Raw genomic sequence first — 17,059 nt, forward strand, 5'->3', positions numbered from 1 at the left:
TGCTTATCCCGTAACACTGCCGTGCGAAACCGTCAGAAAGCGGCCGCGTTCGCACAGCGCCTCGAACATCGCTTGGTCCGTCCCGGTCATGAAGGCCTGGCCGCCAAGGCCGTCGACGAGATCGAACAGAGCGGCGCGCCGGTTGACGTCGAGATGGGCGGCGATCTCGTCGAGCAGCAGGATCGGCGCGTGGCCGGTCATGTCGCCGACGAGGCGCGCATGCGCCAGCACCAGGCCGACGAGCAGCGCCTTCTGCTCCCCGGTCGAGCAGCGTGCTGCCTCCATGTCCTTCTCGCGGTGACGCACGAGCAGGTCGCTCCGGTGCGGCCCGTCGAGCGTGCGTCCCGCCGCGGCGTCGCGCGGACGCCCATCACGCAGCATCGTCAGATATTGTTCTTCCAGATCATAGGCCGGACGATGGCCCTCGTCGTCGAGAAAGCCCGACAACGCCAGGCGTGCCGACGGAAAGACGCTTTCATCGACAGTGCGCTCGACCAGCGCCGTCAACAGACCGAGCATTTCCTGCCGCGCCAGCGCCATGGAGACGCCGAGACCGGCCATTTCCTTTTCGATCGCCGTCAGCCAGGAAGGGTCCGGGCGGAATTCACCGAGCAGCCGGTTGCGGCTGCGCATCGCCCGGTCGAATTCGCTGGCGCGACGGCCATGCTCCGGATCGAGCGACAGCACAAGACGATCGAGGAAACGCCGCCGGTCGGCCGAAGGCCCGGTAAAGAGCCCATCCATCGATGGCGTCAGCCAGAGGACGCGCAGGTGATCGGTCAGTTCGTCGACGGTCGCTGCCGGTGTTCCATTCAGCCGCAGCCGCCGGGATTGCCCTTCCGTGACGCCGGCAGTCCCGGTGCCGATCTCGACGGTTCCCTCCATGCCCTCGACTTCCGCAAAGACCGAGAACCCGTCGCCGGCACCGACCCGGGTCACGTCCGCATAGGCTGCGCGCCTGAGGCCGCGGCCGGGCGAAAGGAAAGAGACGGCTTCCATGAGGTTGGTCTTGCCGGCGCCGTTCTCCCCCGTCAGCACCACATGGCGCTGATCGAGCTCAAGCGAGAGGGCCGCATAGTTGCGGAACTCCGTAAGCTTCAGGCGGTTGAGAAAGACCTTGTTTGGCATCGGCAGTCCGGATTCGACGTTGGGCGCAGCTAGGACGAAAGCGCCTGCCAAGGCAAGGCGAAATGGGGCGCGTCGCCATATCGTGCAAGATAGGCCGATATCGACAGGGGAAAGGCGACAAACCCCTTTGATTCGGTGCTTTTCATAAAGGACCTAGTGAAATATGACAGCCGCATGACAATCCACAGATGGATATACGTGTGATGCTGGCTTGGTTCCGCAAACTTCTTCCCCGCGAGGATCGCTTCTTCGACCTCTTCGCAAAACATTCGCGCACCGTCGTCGGTGCTGCCGATGCGCTCGACAAGGTTCTCGCTGGCGGCGGCGATCTGGAAAGACACTGCGACCGGATCGTCGCGCTCGAGGATGAGGCGGACCACATCACCGCCGAGGTGCTGCTGGCCGTGCGCCGGTCCTTTATCACGCCCTTCGACCGCGGCGACATCAAGGATCTGATCCAGTCGATGGATGATGCCATCGACATGATGCACAAGACCGTCAAGACGATCCGCCTTTACGAACAGAAGAGCTTCGATCCCGGCATGCGCGAAATGGGCACCACGGTCGTCAAGGCCGCGCACCTGATCGCCGAGGCCATTCCGCTGCTCGATAGGATCGGCGCCAATCACGACCGCCTGATCGCGATCGCCGAAGAGGTCACCCGCATCGAGGGCCGCTCCGACGAACTGCACGAACAGGGCCTCAAGGACCTGTTCCGCCGCCACGGCGCCAGCAACCCGATGGCCTACATCATCGGCAGCGAGATCTATGGCGAGCTCGAAAAGGTCGTCGACCGCTTCGAGGACGTCGCCAATGAAATCAGCGGCATCGTGATCGAGAACGTCTGATGGATGCGACGCTCGCCTTTCCGTTGCTCGTCGGGCTGATCGGCATCGCGCTGTTCTTCGACTTCCTGAACGGTCTGCACGACGCAGCCAACTCGATCGCGACGATCGTCTCGACACGGGTGCTCCGGCCGCAATATGCCGTCATGTGGGCGGCCTTCTTCAACTTCATCGCCTTCCTGTTCTTCGGCCTGCACGTAGCCGAGACGCTGGGCAAGGGCATCATCGATCCCGGCATCGTCACGCCGCTGGTGATCTTCTCGGCGCTGATCGGCGCGATCGTCTGGAACATCGTCACCTGGCTCTTCGGCATCCCGTCGAGTTCGTCGCACGCGCTGATCGGCGGCCTCGTCGGCGCCGGTCTTGCGAGCACCGGTTTCAGTTCGATCGTCTGGACCGGCCTTTTGAAGACCGTGGGCGCCATCTTCATGTCGCCGGCGATCGGCTTTTTCCTGGCGCTCATGCTGGTGCTGATCGTTTCGTGGATCTTCGTGCGCCAGACGCCCTTTGCCGTCGACCGCACCTTCCGCGTCATGCAGTTCGTCTCGGCCTCGCTCTATTCGCTCGGCCATGGCGGCAACGACGCGCAGAAGACCATGGGCATCATCGCGGTGCTGCTCTACTCGCAAGGCTATCTCGGCTCGGAGTTCTATGTGCCGTTCTGGGTGGTGATCACCTGCCAGGCGGCGATCGCGCTCGGCACGCTGTTCGGCGGTTGGCGCATCGTCCACACCATGGGCTCGAAGATTACCAGGCTCAATCCGATGCAGGGCTTCTGCGCCGAGACCGGCGGAGCGATCACGCTCTTTGCCGCCACCTGGCTCGGCATCCCGGTCTCGACGACGCACACCATCACCGGAGCGATCATCGGCGTTGGTGCTGCGCGTCGCGTTTCGGCCGTGCGCTGGGGGCTTGCCGGCAATATCGTCATTGCCTGGTTCATCACCATGCCCGCCGCAGCGGCGATTTCGGCGCTCGCCTACTTCACCATCGATCTGCTGTTCTGATCGATCTGGAAATCGTCTCCCGCCTTCATAAGCAGGCGGGAGACGCCCGTCATTTCGAGACCCGAGGCGCAGGGCTGCTCTGCCCACCCTGGTGCAAGGTCAGGCTTTCGGCTCGGTCGCCTTTGAGCGTGAAGCTGATCTGGGCATCGATGAGCTTCGTAAAGAAGCGGTGCTCGGCCTCCGGAAGGATTTCGAGCCGGTCCTGCCCGGTCGCCTGGGCAAACAGGCTATCGCCATCCCGAAAGATCGTGAGTTCGAAGTCGGGCGCCAGCCTGTAGGTGCCGACATAGACATCATAGCGCGCCGGGTCGATCACTATGGCCGTGCGCTTGACGATCGGCGGCGCAAGCGGCGCGTTGCGATTGAGCAGATGGCGGCCGATGTCGTCGACGCCGACGTCGGTCGACGCATTCGACAGGGCGACCACGCCGACACCCGTCGACGGACGGTAGCCGACGAAGGATCTGTAGCCGCCGGTTCCGCCATTGTGCCAGATGAACTGCTCGTCGCCCTTGCCGGAGACGACCCAGCCGAGCGCCTGCTGGTCGCGATCGCCGTTGCCGAGCGGTTGTCGGGTCGACAGCAGCGTGCTGAAGGCGGGAGCGAGCGGCGATGCTGTCTTTCCCATGGCCGCCTCAAGGAAAAGCAGGAGATCGTCGACGGTCGAGCGCAGGGCGCCTGCACCCTGCAGCGCGTCGAGATCCCAATCGCTCACCGGCTCCATGGCCGCATCGTGGCCCGTTGCCCGGCGTTCGGCCCAGTCGGGCTGCTGCGTGATCGCCGTGTCCTTCATGCCGAGGGGAACGGCGATACGGCTGATGACGAGGTCTTCATAGGAGACTCCGGCCTTCAAGGCGATCGCGTGGCCGAGAAGCCCGGCGCCGAGATTGGAGTATTCATGCTCGACGCCGGGGCGGCGCTGCGGCTTGTGACTGGAGAGGAAAGCATAGAGCTTCGCCGCGTCGTAGCCGGCATAGGGATTGCTCATGTCGGCCGGCACCAGATTGCTGGGCAATCGCGGCAGGCCGGACATGTGCGTTGCGAGGTCGCCGAGCGTGATCGGCGTCTGCTTGTCCTCGGGCATGATCACGCTCTCGGGAAGAAGCGTGGCGACGGGTGTGCCGAGGCTGAGTGTGCCTTTCTCCATCGCATCGGCCAGCAGCAGCGCGGTAAAGACCTTGGTGACCGAGCCGATCTCGAACACGGTCTGCCCGTCGACGGGGCGCGGGTCACCTTTGGCCGGATGGCCGTGGGCGATGATGCGCCGGCCATTGGCATCGATGATACCGACGACGATGCCGATCGACTGCTGCTGCTTGTCGATCCGGTCGGCCAGGATCTCCTGAATTTCTGCGTCGGTGGGAGCGGGAAGCGGACTTGCGTGAGCGTTGGTGCCAAGCGCCATGAGGACGATCCAGTTCAGAAAGCGGTTCCGCATGAAAGATAGGAATCCAATTTTCGGTTGTCAGGGGATGCGCTGATGATGCCAGCCGGTTTCGGTCAAGCCTTGGTCAAGACTTGATCGGCGATCGGCGCGATACCGTCGCCCGCAACGATTGTGCCGGGATTGCGGAGCCGTCACGGATCCCAATAGGGCGGATCGCCGAAGGCTTCCTTCAGGTGCTGGGCGATGGCTCTGAGCTTGGTGGAGGCGCGCCGGCCCTCTGGATGCGCCATGTAGATGAACTCCGGCTCCGGGCTGAGCCCGACGTCGATCTCGTTCAGTTGCCCCTCGCGCACGGCCGGACCGGCGATGAAGGCGGGCAACAGCGCGATGCCGAGCCCGGCGACGGCGGCATCGTGCAACATGTCGCCATTGTTCATGCCAAGCGCCAGGCGCGCCCGTACGACTGTCGCACCGCCAGGTCCTTCGAAGCGCCAGTCGGCAGCACCCCGGTTGGTGTAGAAGATGCCGCGATGGCCCTCGAGTTCGGCGAGCGACGCGGGCGTGCCGTGCCGGTCGAGATAGTCGGGCGCGGCGACCAGCAGGCGCCGGCTTCTCGCAAGTTTCCACACGACCAGCCGCGAGTCGGCGATCGCGCCATGGCGCACGATCGCGTCGTAGCCTTCGGAGGCGGCATCGACCCGTCGGTCGTCGAGGTCAAGCGTCAGCTCGATCTCCGGGTGTTGGGCCAGGAACGGATAGAGCGCCGGGCCGAGATGCCTTCGGCCGAAGCTGACGGGGGCCGCGAACCGAAGCGGTCCCGTCAGCAGCCCGCGGCGTTCGGCAAGATCGCTGGCGGCCGCCTGCACTTCGCTGACAATCCGGATGGCGCGCTCGCGAAACGCGATGCCATCCTCGGTGAGCGTCAGCTTGCGTGTGGTGCGGTGGAGAAGCGTGGCGTTGAGCCCGCGCTCCAGTTCTGCCACTCTTTCGCTGACGACGGATTTCGACAGCCGCAGGCGACGTGCCGCCTCGCTGATCGAGCCGGCTTCGGCCACGGCGACAAAGGCAGCTATTCCTTCGATCTTCATCATCGTTCGGCTTTTCCGAATTCGAGTTCCACGATTGGGAGACTAATCCGAACGACCGTTTTCCGCCATATCTGTGGGCATCGAAGGACGGCCAATTGAACCGGCCTCCTTCTCAACCCAGCAAGAGGATTTCATCATGTCACGTTTGGAGAACAAGACGGCACTCATCACCGGCGGCACCAGCGGCATCGGTCTCGAAACCGCCCGCCAGTTCATTGCCGAAGGCGCACGCGTTGCCGTCACCGGCACCAATCCGAAGAACATCGCCGAAGCCCGATCCGTCCTTGGCGAGGCTGCGCTCATCATCGAGGCCGATGCCGGCAATGTCGCCGGCCAGGCGGCCGTTGCCGAAAAGATCCGTGCCGCCTTCGGCACGCTCGACATCCTGTTCATCAATGCCGGCATCGCCAAGCTGCAGCCGATCGAAGAGTGGGACGAGGCGAGCTTCGACCGGTCGATCGCCATCAACGTCAAGGGCCCGTACTTCCTGATCCAGGCACTGCTGCCCGTGTTCTCCAAGCGCGCCTCGGTCGTGCTCAACACCTCGATCAACGCCCATATCGGCATGCCGACCTCCAGCGTCTATGCGTTGACCAAGGCGGGCCTGCTGTCGCTGGCCCGCACGCTCTCCGGCGAACTCGTCGGCCGCGGCATCCGGGTCAATGCCGTCAGCCCCGGCCCAATCCGCACGCCGCTTCATGACGGCCACGCCCCGACGCCCGAACAAAACAAGCAAGTGGTTGATGCGATCGCCGCGCAGATCCCGCTTGGCCGTTTCGGCGATGCGAGCGAGATCGCCAAGGCCGTGGTCTTCCTCGCTTCGGACGAAGCCACTTTTACCGTCGGTGCCGAACTGATCGTCGATGGCGGCATGGCGACGCTCTAGGACGCACACCGATAAAGAGCTCGAAACCTGATCATCCAAGCGCCGCGGGTCCGACCGACCCACGGCGCTGTCGTGTTCCCGCCTTTGCCCATCGCCTGCCGTTGGCATCGGCGGCGGAGAAGAGTATATTTTTCTATTCTAATAAAAGGCATCCGTTTGCGGGGAACCGCGAGACGAACACCGATCAGATCTCAGGAGGAGACGATGACGAGTGTCAGATGGATGATGAAGGGGCGTGAGTTCATTCATTGCAATTGCGCCTATGGCTGCCCCTGCCAGTTCAACGCTCTGCCGACCCAAGGCCATTGCAGCGCTGTCGGCGCCTTCGAGATCGAGGAAGGCTATCACGGCGACACGCGGCTCGATGGGCTTCGCGGCGGCCTGATCGCCGCCTGGCCGGGCGCGATCCATGAGGGCAGGGGGCAGGTGGTGCCGATCGTCGACAGCCGCGCATCGGACGAACAGCGCGGCGCGCTGCTGCGCATTATGAGTGGCGAGGATACGGAACCCGGCGCGACCTTCTTCCAGGTCTTCGCAACCACCTTCGAAACCATGCACGATCCGGTCTTTGCCGAGATCGATTTCGAGGTTGATGTTGGCGCCCGAACGGCGCGGCTGAACGTGCCGGGCTGGATCGCCGCACGCGGCGAGCCGATCCTCAATCCCGTGACCGGCGCCGCCCATCAGGCGCGCATCAATCTCCCCCATGGCTTCGAATACGACATTTGCGAAGTCGGGCGCGGATGGGCCGATACGAAAGGGCCGCTGACTTTGGCGCTTGCGGATTCGCATGCCCATTTCGCCCGGATGCATTTGACCGAAAGCGGCGTGATCCACTGACGCCGATGGGAGACACGGCGCTCGAAACCCTGCTTAGACGTGACCGCGTCATCGTCGTGGCGGCGCTGGTCACCCTGACGGCGATCAGCTGGCTCTACATCCTGTGGCTGGCGTCGGCCATGGACATGGCTGGTCCCCCGGCTCCTTCAGCCAGCATGGATATGGGCTCCGGCATGGACATGGATATGCCCATGGACATGCCGGCGGACAAACCCATGACCATGGGGGCACAGCAGGGCGCCATGGCATCGATGGCGGGCGCGGTTGCCGCTCCCTGGTCCGCCACGACCTTCGCCTATGCCCTCGTCATGTGGGCCGTAATGATGGTCGGCATGATGGTGCCGTCGGCGACGCCGATGATCCTGCTCTATGCCCGTGTCGGCCGCAAGGCCGCCCAACAGGGCAAGCCCTTTGCCGCCACCGGTTTCTTTGCCGCCGGCTATCTGTCGGCGTGGATCCTGTTCGCGCTCGTCGCCGTTCTCGGGCAATGGCTGCTCGATCGCGCCCTGTTGCTCACGCCGGCGCTTGCAAGCGCCAGTGCGGTCCTCAGCGGCATCGTTCTGACTGCTGTCGGCCTGTTCCAGTTCACGCCGCTCAAGGATCGCTGTCTCAGCCAATGCCAGGCGCCGCTGCTTTTCATCCAGTCCCACGGCGGCTTTCGTCGGGAAGCGGGCGGTGCCTTCGGCCTCGGTGTGCGGCACGGGCTCTATTGCGTCGGCTGCTGCTGGGCGCTGATGGCGCTGCTGTTCGTCGGCGGGGTGATGAACGTGCTGTGGATCGCCGCGATCGCCATCTTCGTTCTAGCGGAGAAGGTCGTGCCCGGCGGCAGGATCCTGTCTCGCATCGCTGGGGCAGCGCTCGTTTTGGCCGGGCTGTGGCAGCTCATGGCCTTGCTCTGAAATAGAAGCGCCGCGCAACCGTTTCCGGCGCGCGGCACTGCAGAAGTCGTCGGGCTTGAAGCCTTAGTCGCTCAGCGTATCGAAGAAATCCTTCATCCGGGCAAAGAAGCCGGTCGATTCCGGATTGTTGTCCTTGGAGGAGATCTCCTCGAATTCCTGCAGCAGTTCGCGCTGGCGCTTGGTCAGCTTCTGCGGCGTTTCGATCTGGATCTGGATGTAGAGGTCGCCCGATTGCGCCGAGCGCAGCACCGGCATGCCCTTGCCCTTCAAGCGGAACTGCTTGCCGGCCTGGGTGCCCTCGGGAACCGTGACGCGCGACTTGGTGCCGTCGAGTGTCGTCACGTCGAACTTGCCGCCAAGGGCAGCCGTCGTCATCGAGATCGGCACGCTGCAATAGAGATCGGCGCCGTCGCGCTGGTAGAACTCATGCGGCCTGACCGAAAGGAAGATGTAGAGGTCGCCCGACGGTCCGCCGCGAAGGCCGGCTTCGCCTTCGCCCGAAAGGCGGATGCGCGTACCGTCCTCGATGCCGGCCGGAATGTTGACCGAGAGGGTGCGCTCTTCGGTGACCCGGCCCTGGCCGTGGCACTTGCCGCAGGGGTCGGTGATCGTCTGACCGCGCCCGCCGCAGGTGGGGCAGGTGCGTTCGATCGAGAAGAAGCCTTGAGCGGCGCGCACGCGGCCGGAGCCGTGGCAGGTGCCGCAGGTCTTGGGGCTGGTGCCCGGCTTGGCGCCGGAGCCGGTGCAGACGTCGCAGGTGATCGAGGTCGGAACGCGGATCTGCGCCGTTTTGCCGCCGAAGGCTTCCTCGAGCGAGATCTCCATGTTGTAGCGAAGATCGGCGCCGCGCTCGCGGCCGCCCGATGAGCGCCGCTGGCGCCCGCCGCCCATCATCTCGCCGAAGATGTCTTCGAAGATGTCGGAGAAACCGCCGGCGCCACCGCCGCCGAAGCCGTTGCCCATGCCGCCCTGCTCGAAAGCCGCATGACCGTAGCGGTCATAGGCCGCCCGCTTCTGCGGGTCCTTGAGCATCTCGTAGGCTTCGTTGATTTCCTTGAAGGTCTTCTCCGCTGCCGCGTCGCCGGGGTTCTTGTCCGGATGATACTTCATCGCGAGCTTGCGGAAGGCGCTCTTCAGCTCCTTTTCGTCGGCGTTCTTGGCAACACCAAGCGTTTCGTAGAGATCACGTTTCATTCGTAGAAGATTATCCTGTTGGCAAGCCAGCGCGATGGCTCGGCGGCTGCCCGTTTACCTTGCCACCGATTTAGTAAACCTTGAAGCGCGATACCATAGCCCGAACGGCGGTAGATACGGTTTTTTGTCGGAAAAGGTACGTTTGCGGCAAGTCACAGTGCCGATCGCCGATATTGCAGGCCCTGACGGGCGAGACCGGCAACAAAAAAGCCCGGGCGAACCCGGGCTTTTCCGTCTGTTTGAAGGGCGACTTAGGCCGAACGCTTGCGATCGTCTTCGTCGTTGACTTCTTCGTAGTCGGCATCGACGACATCGCCGTCACGGGCAGCGTCGGCGGCGGCATCCGCATGAGCGGCTTCCGTCTGCTGCGCTTCGTAGATCGCCTGGCCGAGTTTCATGGAAACTTCCATGAGCGTGTTGGTCTTGGCCTTGATGTCTTCGGCGTCCGGCTCGGAGGCTTCGACGGCGGTCTTCAGCGCGGCAATCGCGTCGGAGATCGCCTTGCGGTCCGTTTCCGAAACCTTGTCGCCGTAATCCTTCAGCGACTTCTCGCTGGAGTGGATCAGGCTTTCGGCCTGGTTCTTGGCTTCCACGCCTTCGCGACGCTTCTTGTCGACTTCAGCGTTGGCTTCGGCGTCCTTGACCATCTTTTCGATGTCGGCGTCGGAGAGGCCGCCAGATGCCTGGATGCGGATCTGGTGTTCCTTGCCGGTGCCTTTGTCCTTGGCCGAAACCTGCACGATGCCGTTGGCATCGATGTCGAAGGTCACTTCGATCTGCGGCATGCCGCGCGGTGCCGGCGGAATGCCGACGAGGTCGAACTGGCCGAGCAGCTTGTTGTCTGCAGCCATTTCACGCTCGCCCTGGGAGACGCGGATCGTCACGGCCGACTGGTTGTCGTCGGCGGTCGAGAAGGTCTGCGACTTCTTGGTCGGGATCGTCGTGTTGCGTTCGATCAGGCGGGTGAAGACGCCACCGAGCGTTTCGATGCCGAGCGACAGCGGGGTGACGTCGAGCAGGAGAACGTCCTTGACGTCGCCCTGCAGAACGCCGGCCTGGATGGCGGCGCCCATGGCGACCACTTCATCCGGGTTCACGCCCTTGTGCGGCTCCTTGCCGAACAGCTGCTTGACGGTTTCCTGCACCTTCGGCATGCGGCTCATGCCACCGACGAGAACGACTTCGTCGATCTCGGCAGCCGAGACGCCAGCATCCTTGAGGGCTGCCTTGCACGGCGCGACGGTGCGCTGGATCAGGTCGTCGACAAGCGCTTCGAACTTGGCGCGGGTCAGCTTCATCGTCAGGTGCTTCGGACCGGAAGCGTCAGCCGTGATGAAGGGCAGGTTGATTTCGGTCTGCTGCGACGAGGACAGCTCGATCTTAGCCTTTTCAGCGGCTTCCTTCAGGCGCTGAAGAGCGAGCTTGTCGTTCTTCAGGTCGATGCCCTGTTCCTTCTTGAACTCGCCGGCGAGGTACTGGACGAGACGCATGTCGAAGTCTTCGCCACCGAGGAAGGTGTCGCCGTTGGTCGACTTCACTTCGAAGACGCCGTCGCCGATTTCGAGAACCGAGATATCGAAGGTACCACCACCCAAGTCGTAAACGGCGATCGTCTTGCCGTCCTTCTTGTCGAGGCCGTAGGCGAGCGCTGCCGCGGTCGGCTCGTTGATGATGCGCAGAACTTCGAGACCGGCGATCTTGCCGGCATCCTTGGTTGCCTGGCGCTGGGCGTCGTTGAAGTAGGCCGGTACGGTGATGACGGCCTTCTCGACCTTTTCACCGAGGTAGGATTCGGCCGTTTCCTTCATCTTCTGAAGGATCATGGCGGAGATCTGCGACGGGGAGTAATCCGTGCCGTGCGCTTCGACCCAGGCGTCGCCATTGTCGGCCTTGGTAATCTTGTAAGGAACCATGTCCTTGTCTTTTTGCGTGGTCGGGTCCTGGAAGGTCCGGCCGATCAGGCGCTTGATCGCAAAAAGCGTGTTTTCCGGATTGGTGACAGCCTGGCGCTTGGCCGGCTGGCCAACGAGACGCTCGCCGTCTTCGCTGAATGCCACCATCGAGGGGGTCGTGCGCGCACCCTCGGCATTTTCGATCACCTTCGCGTCTTTACCGTCCATGACGGCGACGCAGGAGTTGGTCGTTCCCAGGTCAATACCAATAACTTTAGCCATGTCGTTCTCTCCTTGCAGCGGACTGTCGGAACCCGGTCAGGCATTCGTGAGACAGCCCCTAACGGGATGGTCTTTGGATTTCTTCGCAGCTTAGACTGCGCCGATGCGGCGTATATAAGGACCGGCGTTTCGGACTGCAAGGCATTCTGCGGGGCGTTTGGGGGCAAAAGCAAGCCCGGGATTTGTCTAGCCCGAAATGGGCCATCGGCCGCAGCCTGCCTACAGGCCGGATCCCCTGTCAAATCGAGGTTCACGGGCGGCTCAGCCGCCGGTCAGAATATCGAAAAGCGTGGTGCGGCGCGTGGCCCCGGTCGTCTGGCCGACATCGGCCGGCGGTACCAGGCCGCCGTTGCCCTGGTCCGCCGTCTGGCCGCCCCACGGGGCGCCGCCCTGGTCGACCGGACGTTGCCCGACCGCGACGCCGCCATCGACGCCGACGGGTGCTTCCGGGAAGGCTTCCGGGTCGCCGGACATCAGGTCGCCGGGGGGCGGCGCGGTGCTGTCGTCGAAGACCGGCTGCACGCCGGTCGTCCCGAACAGCGGCGAGGGCGAAAGCCCTTCGTGGGCCGCCATCATGAAATCGTGCCAGGCCTTGGCCGGCAGGCCGCCGCCGGTGACCTTCTTCATCGACTTGCCGTCGTCGTTGCCGAACCAGACGCCGGTCGTGAGATTCGAGGTGTAGCCGACGAACAGCGCGTCGCGGAAGGACTGCGTCGTGCCGGTCTTGCCGGCCGCTTCCCAGCCTTTCAGTTGCGCCTTCTTGCCAGTGCCCTTGGTCAGCACCCGCAGCAGCATCTGGTTCATCTCGCTGACGATCGCCGGATCGAGCACGCGCGGCGGGTTGTCGTAGGTGTTTTCGTAGAGCACCGTTCCGTCCGCCTTGGAAATGCGGCGGATCACGTGCGGCGTCGCCTTGAAGCCGCCATTCATGAAGGGGGCATAGGCCGACGTCAGTTCGACGAGGCTCACTTCCGACGTCCCGAGCGCGATCGAGGCGTTTGCCTGCATCTCGGAATCGATACCGAGGCGGTGCGCGACCTTGACGACGTTGGAAGGACCGACCTCCATGACCAGCTGGGCTGCGATCGTGTTCAGCGAGTTGGCGAGCGCATCGGCAAGCGTCACCTCGCCGCGATATTTCTGGTCGTAATTCTCCGGCGTCCAGTTGCCGATCCGAACCGGACCGTCGTTGCGGATCGACATCGGCGTGCGGCCGATCTCCATGGCCGCGGCATAAACGAAGGGCTTGAAGGCCGAGCCCGGCTGGCGCTTGGCCTTGGAGGCGCGGTCGAACTGGCTCTCGGCATAGTCCTTGCCGCCGACGAGCGCCCGGATGGCGCCGGTGCCGTCGACCGAGACGAGGGCGGCCTGCGAGGCGTCGAGCTTCTTGCCGTCGGCGTCCAGCGTCGCGGCAATCACTTCCTCGGCCTTCTTCTCGAGATTGAGGTCGATCGTCGTGTCGATGACCAGGTCTTCCTTGATCTCGCCGATCATGCCCGGAAGCTGGTCCATCACCATGTCGGCGACATAATGCTCGGCGCCCGACCAGTAGCTCTTGGCCTTGGTCGGCGTTTGCGACATCGCCGTCTTGATCTCGCTGTCGGTGACGAAGCCTTCCTCGCGCATCGCGCCCAGCACGATCTGGGCGCGCTCTTCCGCCGCCTTCGGATCACGCGCCGGCGAGAGCCGCGAAGGGGCCTTGAGCAAGCCCGCGAGCAGGGCCGCCTCGCCGAGGTTGACGTCGCGTGCCGACTTGTTGAAGTAGCGCCGCGAGGCCGCTTCGACGCCATAGGCGTTGGAGCCGAAGAACACCCGGTTGAGATACATCGCCAGGATCTGGTCCTTGGAATATTTCTGCTCGAGCCAGAAGGCGAGCAAGACTTCCTGCACCTTGCGCTCCAGCGTGCGCTCCGGCGACAGGAACAGGTTCTTGGCGAGCTGCTGCGTCAGCGTCGAGCCGCCCTGGACCATGCGGCCCGTAGTGACGTTCGTCAGCATGGCGCGGGCCAGACCTAAGGGGTCGATGCCGAAATGGGAGTAGAAGCGCCGGTCTTCGATGGCGATGACTGCCTGCGGGATATAGGGCGACATGTTTTCGAGCGAAAGCGCTTCGCCGCCCGTGGTGCCGCGGTTGGCGATGATGTCGCCGCTGACGGCAAGGATCTTCACGTTCGGCGGGCGATCGGGGATCGACCAGCTTTCGGCGCTCGGCATGCGCGCGCCATAGTAGAGCACCAGGCCGCCGACGCCCATCGCGCCCCAGATGCCGAGCACGATGCACCAGTAGAACAGGGTGCGGACAAGGCCGACTAAGCCACCGCCACCGGAGCCGCGACGGCCGCCGCCGCGCTTGCCGGCTGGCTTCTTCTTGCCGTTGCTCCTGTTGGTCTGGCCGGAAGATTTGCCGCGTGGCGCCTTGCGGCTCGTGGTCACGCGGTCGCTGGCCTCGACGCGAAAATCGTCGTCGTCATCGTCCTCGTTTCCGCCGAACGAGGGCTCGATCCGCTGTCCTGACCTGCCGCTTGCTGCCATGCCGTTTGATCTATCCCTCACCGCCCAGCGGTGGCCCTTGGCGCTATCGTTGCGGCCAATCGATTTCGACGGCGGTAACGGCGTCCCACGCCCATCCGCCACGGCGACCGGGTGAACTTTAAATGCGGCAATTTAAGGGGTGGTTAAGAAAGTCGTTGTGAAAAAGCCTGATGGTTCAAAACCTTGACGGTGAGGCGCGCAGGCACCTCCAAGTCCGAGCCTGTGCTCGCCGGTTCTCACTGGATGGCGTTTCGAAGCGGAGTCTCTTCGACCGATGCCGTGGGGCTCACCGGATAGGGATCGGTGAAATCGTAGAGCCATTGGTTGAAAGGCATCCGCAGCAGCACCCGCTTGCTCAGATGGTTCATGGCCACCTCCTCGCAGTCGGCGGCCGGGTGGGCCCGACGGCCGCACATGCCGAGCGGGCTGTCGATCAGACGGAAGCCATGTCCCTGATAAACGAGGGCCGTCATCGCTTTGAGCTTGAGGGAGCCGGGCGGCAGCACCACGAGACGGAGGCTGGCAAGCCAGGTCGCAAGGATCAGGACAACGATGAGGGCGGTCGGAATCTGGAGCAGCAATTTCATTTGAGCGCCTGCAATTACTGAGTGAAAATTTATTCTTGGTTTACACGTAGATGTATGTCGAAAAAGCTGAACAAAAGGAACCTGCCATCAATAGTTGTGGTTTCTATGAGGTTATCGGTCGCGGTGGTCCTCCGGATGCACCATCCGCGATCCGACGTCAGGGACGATGCTTTTGGCCCTGCCTTTCCTTCACGATTTTGTGCAGTGCAAAATTATGTCTTGAAATTGTTGCGGCGCATAATTATTGTACGACTTATCGAAGCGCTGCACCTCCTCCCGCGGCGCCCGATGCGGATCGGCGGCACTCCTCCTCCCAGCTGCCGATCAAGTTCGAGAGCCCCGTGTACCTCCTCCCACACGGGGCTCTTTTCATTTTGCGCTTATGCCCGCGGCTTTCTGCTCATCGGCGTGACGCCGCCCACCGCCTCCCAAATTTACTGAGGTCAAACGGATCGCCGGTGCCGCGCCGGCCGGTGGCTGTCCTATGTCGTTATCGATCCACTCGCGAATCCTGCTATGGCTTCGCCTCATTGTTGTGTTCGGCTGCCCGCACGACAAAGGAGGACTGCCATGAAGCTTCGATCCACCGTCTTCGCCCTCGGCGCATTTGCAGCCCTGAATGGCGAAGCTCTGGCGCAGGACAGCGTCGCCTATGTCGATGACCGGTCCGATGGGGCCGCGCTCGTCCGCTCGCTCTACAACGCCGTCAACCGCAAGGAATATGCCCGCGCCTATGGTTATTTCGGCGAATCGAAACCCGTCGGCGGCTTCAAGGCGTTCACCCGCGGCTATGAGCGCACGGTGTCTGTCGAGATCAAGGTAGGCAAGGTGAAGACGGAGGCCGGGGCGGGCAGCATCTATTCCGCCGTTCCCGTCGCGGTGAAATCGATCGAGAAGCGGGGGCGGGTACGGTTCTTCGCCGGCTGCTATGTCGCCCGCATCATCAATCCGTCGCTGCAGGTGCCGCCGTTTACACCCTACCAGATCGAAGCGGCGCGCCTGCACGAGGTGAAGGGGCCGCTCGAGCAGGCGCTGCCCACTGTCTGCAACGCGCCCTGATATCCGTGATGGACGCGGTCCCTTCGCCTAGGGGAGGTCGCTTCCCTTTGGCGGCTGGCGCTCCGCCACGAAACGCGCCCGCTCGAACACCAGGATCACGATCAGCGCAAGCACGAACGGGATGACGAGGTAAAGCAGCCGGAAGATCGCAAGCGCCGCAAGCACGGCAGCCGGGTCCATTTCCGGCAAGGCGGCGATGAAAATCAGCTCGAGTACGCCAAGCCCGCCGGGCGCATGCGACAGAAGGGCTGCCGAAAAGGACGCAAGGAAGATCCCGAGAATGACGATATAGCCCGGATTTCCCGCTTCCGGCAGGGCGAAATAGATGATCCCGGCGGCGCCGATCAGCTCCACCGGAGCGATCACCAGCTGCCGGAAAACGATCTTCGGCTTCGGGTAGTGCAGCTGGAACCAGCGCGTGCGGAACGACGGCAGCCCGACGAGACTGCCGATGACATAGAGCCCGATGACGATGAGGATGAGCACGCCGGTTGTGAGCGACATTTCGACCGGCAGGAATTCGGCAAAACGCTCGATGATGTCGGGCCGTACCAGAAGCACGACGGCCGATAGAACCAAGGTCCCGAGCGTGAAGGTGAAGGAGCAGAAGGCGACGAGAACGCCGACTTCGCCCGGGGAAAGCCCCTTGGAGCGGTAGGCGCGGTAGCGCACGACCGCGCCGGAGAACACCGAGGCGCCGAGATTGTGCGACAGCGCGTAGGTCGTGAACGAGCAGAGCGTGATGAACCAGAGCGAAATGCGGTGGCCGAGGTGGTCGAGCGCAAGTCGGTCGTAGGCCGCCAGAGCCGCATAGGCGAGGAGCGTCGAGCCGATCGCCAGAAGCCAGCTCCTCAGCGAAATCGCATTGAAGCTTGCGAGAAACTCGTCGAACGACAGGCCGCGCAGCTCATGATAGAGCGCGTTCACCGAAAACAGGATCGCGAGAAGGCCGACAACGGGCCAGAAATAGGTCTGCAGCCGCTTCATGCCGGTGCCGCGATGGATGCGAGGGCGTGGCGGGGTTGTTTCAAGGACACTTCCGTTGCAGCGGCCGGAGGGTTTCTCCGAGCGGAGACGTTCAGTTTTCTGAGCCGCTTTGTCATAACGTCACGCCCGCAGCGCGACGCTTCGGTCCTTACCCTTGCCAACGATCCGATTTCCCTTTGTGATTTGTTTCACAAAAAGGAAGCACCTGAGACCCCGGAGGTCAAGGATTGACGGCCCGCCGACAACGGAGAAACCGCCGGGAAACAGTGAAGGGGAAACGGTAAAGCGTGGACATCCCATCGATCAGGCAGCGATGCATGCGCGTCGATGGAGCGCTTGCGCGCGAGGGCTGCATCATCTCCAGCCACGCAACCAAAACGAAGAAGCCGTGGCGGAGAGCTCCGCCACGGCTTCCGGGGTCAAGTGGCTCGGGCGGGATGCGCGCA

The 17,059-nt window shown here is 63.3% G+C and carries 14 protein-coding genes; 6 read left to right on the top strand and 8 right to left on the bottom strand.

The window, feature by feature from the left end; genetic code table 11:
- Nucleotides 1-3 precede the first annotated feature (3 nt).
- Entirely contained in the window at nt 4-1,128 is a 1,125-nt protein-coding gene (recF, locus tag IB262_RS07490; protein ID WP_112977030.1) for a DNA replication/repair protein RecF, read from the bottom strand.
- Nucleotides 1,129-1,331: 203 nt separating this feature from the next.
- Here recF and IB262_RS07495 point away from each other — a divergent pair, with 203 nt between their 5' ends.
- The gene (locus IB262_RS07495; protein WP_112977005.1) at nt 1,332-1,976 is read left to right on the top strand and encodes a DUF47 domain-containing protein; all 645 of its coding nucleotides are present in this window, start codon (nt 1,332-1,334) and stop codon (nt 1,974-1,976) included.
- Nucleotides 1,976-2,980: an inorganic phosphate transporter gene (locus IB262_RS07500; protein WP_034804933.1), complete on the top strand. Its 1,005-nt coding sequence runs from the start codon at nt 1,976-1,978 to the stop codon at nt 2,978-2,980. The genes IB262_RS07495 and IB262_RS07500 overlap by 1 nt, the downstream gene beginning before the upstream one ends.
- A gap of 49 nt (nt 2,981-3,029) precedes the next feature.
- On the opposite strand, the gene IB262_RS07505 is transcribed toward IB262_RS07500, so the two are convergent.
- Together IB262_RS07505 and IB262_RS07510 are read right to left on the bottom strand one after the other, a co-directional pair.
- Nucleotides 3,030-4,418 carry a serine hydrolase gene (locus IB262_RS07505; RefSeq protein ID WP_210333106.1) on the bottom strand — a complete coding sequence of 463 codons (1,389 nt, stop codon included), beginning with the start codon at nt 4,416-4,418 and terminating at the stop codon, nt 3,030-3,032.
- A 140-nt stretch (nt 4,419-4,558) separates the two neighbouring features.
- Entirely contained in the window at nt 4,559-5,458 is a 900-nt protein-coding gene (locus IB262_RS07510; protein WP_112977004.1) for a LysR family transcriptional regulator, read from the bottom strand.
- A gap of 133 nt (nt 5,459-5,591) precedes the next feature.
- Here IB262_RS07510 and IB262_RS07515 point away from each other — a divergent pair, with 133 nt between their 5' ends.
- The 3 genes from IB262_RS07515 to IB262_RS07525 all read left to right on the top strand — a co-directional run bounded on the left by IB262_RS07515 (nt 5,592) and on the right by IB262_RS07525 (nt 8,080).
- Nucleotides 5,592-6,341: an SDR family oxidoreductase gene (locus IB262_RS07515; RefSeq protein WP_089043338.1), complete on the top strand. Its 750-nt coding sequence runs from the start codon at nt 5,592-5,594 to the stop codon at nt 6,339-6,341.
- 204 nt (nt 6,342-6,545) lie between these two features.
- Nucleotides 6,546-7,181 carry a DUF1326 domain-containing protein gene (locus IB262_RS07520; RefSeq protein WP_034804927.1) on the top strand — a complete coding sequence of 212 codons (636 nt, stop codon included), beginning with the start codon at nt 6,546-6,548 and terminating at the stop codon, nt 7,179-7,181.
- Nucleotides 7,182-7,186: 5 nt separating this feature from the next.
- On the top strand, nt 7,187-8,080 hold the full coding sequence (locus IB262_RS07525; protein WP_192493501.1) for a DUF2182 domain-containing protein: 894 nt from the start codon (nt 7,187-7,189) through the stop codon (nt 8,078-8,080).
- Nucleotides 8,081-8,143: 63 nt separating this feature from the next.
- Here the strand turns inward: IB262_RS07525 and dnaJ are convergent, their stop codons facing one another.
- From dnaJ to IB262_RS07545, 4 genes are all read right to left on the bottom strand, one after another.
- Complete coding sequence (dnaJ, locus tag IB262_RS07530; protein WP_034804924.1) at nt 8,144-9,274, bottom strand: molecular chaperone DnaJ; 1,131 nt, start codon at nt 9,272-9,274, stop codon at nt 8,144-8,146.
- 251 nt (nt 9,275-9,525) lie between these two features.
- Nucleotides 9,526-11,448 carry a molecular chaperone DnaK gene (gene dnaK, locus IB262_RS07535; protein WP_034804922.1) on the bottom strand — a complete coding sequence of 641 codons (1,923 nt, stop codon included), beginning with the start codon at nt 11,446-11,448 and terminating at the stop codon, nt 9,526-9,528.
- A gap of 261 nt (nt 11,449-11,709) precedes the next feature.
- Nucleotides 11,710-13,980, bottom strand: a complete 2,271-nt coding sequence (locus IB262_RS07540) for a transglycosylase domain-containing protein (RefSeq protein WP_192493502.1) — start codon at nt 13,978-13,980, stop codon at nt 11,710-11,712.
- A gap of 236 nt (nt 13,981-14,216) precedes the next feature.
- Entirely contained in the window at nt 14,217-14,567 is a 351-nt protein-coding gene (locus tag IB262_RS07545) for a hypothetical protein (RefSeq protein WP_127889670.1), read from the bottom strand.
- A gap of 570 nt (nt 14,568-15,137) precedes the next feature.
- On the opposite strand from IB262_RS07545, the gene IB262_RS07550 reads away from it, so the two are divergent.
- Nucleotides 15,138-15,626 carry a hypothetical protein gene (locus IB262_RS07550; protein WP_034804913.1) on the top strand — a complete coding sequence of 163 codons (489 nt, stop codon included), beginning with the start codon at nt 15,138-15,140 and terminating at the stop codon, nt 15,624-15,626.
- Between the two features lie 27 nt (nt 15,627-15,653).
- Here IB262_RS07550 and IB262_RS07555 read toward each other — a convergent pair whose 3' ends face one another.
- A complete protein-coding gene (locus IB262_RS07555) occupies nt 15,654-16,613 on the bottom strand; it encodes a YbhN family protein (protein ID WP_034804910.1) in 960 nt (319 codons plus the stop codon).
- Nucleotides 16,614-17,059: the final 446 nt, after the last annotated feature.

The organism is Ensifer sp. ENS02, from assembly GCF_014851885.1.
GTDB lineage: Bacteria > Pseudomonadota > Alphaproteobacteria > Rhizobiales > Rhizobiaceae > Ensifer > Ensifer adhaerens.

Coding starts and splice junctions, on each gene's coding strand:
- dnaK (WP_034804922.1), bottom strand. CDS start 11,448: ATGGCTAAAGTTATTGGTATTGACCTGGGAACGACCAACTCCTGCGTC.
- IB262_RS07550 (WP_034804913.1), top strand. CDS start 15,138: ATGAAGCTTCGATCCACCGTCTTCGCCCTCGGCGCATTTGCAGCCCTG.
- IB262_RS07520 (WP_034804927.1), top strand. CDS start 6,546: ATGACGAGTGTCAGATGGATGATGAAGGGGCGTGAGTTCATTCATTGC.
- IB262_RS07545 (WP_127889670.1), bottom strand. CDS start 14,567: ATGAAATTGCTGCTCCAGATTCCGACCGCCCTCATCGTTGTCCTGATC.
- IB262_RS07525 (WP_192493501.1), top strand. CDS start 7,187: ATGGGAGACACGGCGCTCGAAACCCTGCTTAGACGTGACCGCGTCATC.
- IB262_RS07500 (WP_034804933.1), top strand. CDS start 1,976: ATGGATGCGACGCTCGCCTTTCCGTTGCTCGTCGGGCTGATCGGCATC.
- IB262_RS07505 (WP_210333106.1), bottom strand. CDS start 4,418: ATGCGGAACCGCTTTCTGAACTGGATCGTCCTCATGGCGCTTGGCACC.
- IB262_RS07510 (WP_112977004.1), bottom strand. CDS start 5,458: ATGATGAAGATCGAAGGAATAGCTGCCTTTGTCGCCGTGGCCGAAGCC.
- IB262_RS07515 (WP_089043338.1), top strand. CDS start 5,592: ATGTCACGTTTGGAGAACAAGACGGCACTCATCACCGGCGGCACCAGC.
- recF (WP_112977030.1), bottom strand. CDS start 1,128: ATGCCAAACAAGGTCTTTCTCAACCGCCTGAAGCTTACGGAGTTCCGC.
- IB262_RS07540 (WP_192493502.1), bottom strand. CDS start 13,980: ATGGCAGCAAGCGGCAGGTCAGGACAGCGGATCGAGCCCTCGTTCGGC.
- IB262_RS07555 (WP_034804910.1), bottom strand. CDS start 16,613: ATGAAGCGGCTGCAGACCTATTTCTGGCCCGTTGTCGGCCTTCTCGCG.
- IB262_RS07495 (WP_112977005.1), top strand. CDS start 1,332: ATGCTGGCTTGGTTCCGCAAACTTCTTCCCCGCGAGGATCGCTTCTTC.
- dnaJ (WP_034804924.1), bottom strand. CDS start 9,274: ATGAAACGTGATCTCTACGAAACGCTTGGTGTTGCCAAGAACGCCGAC.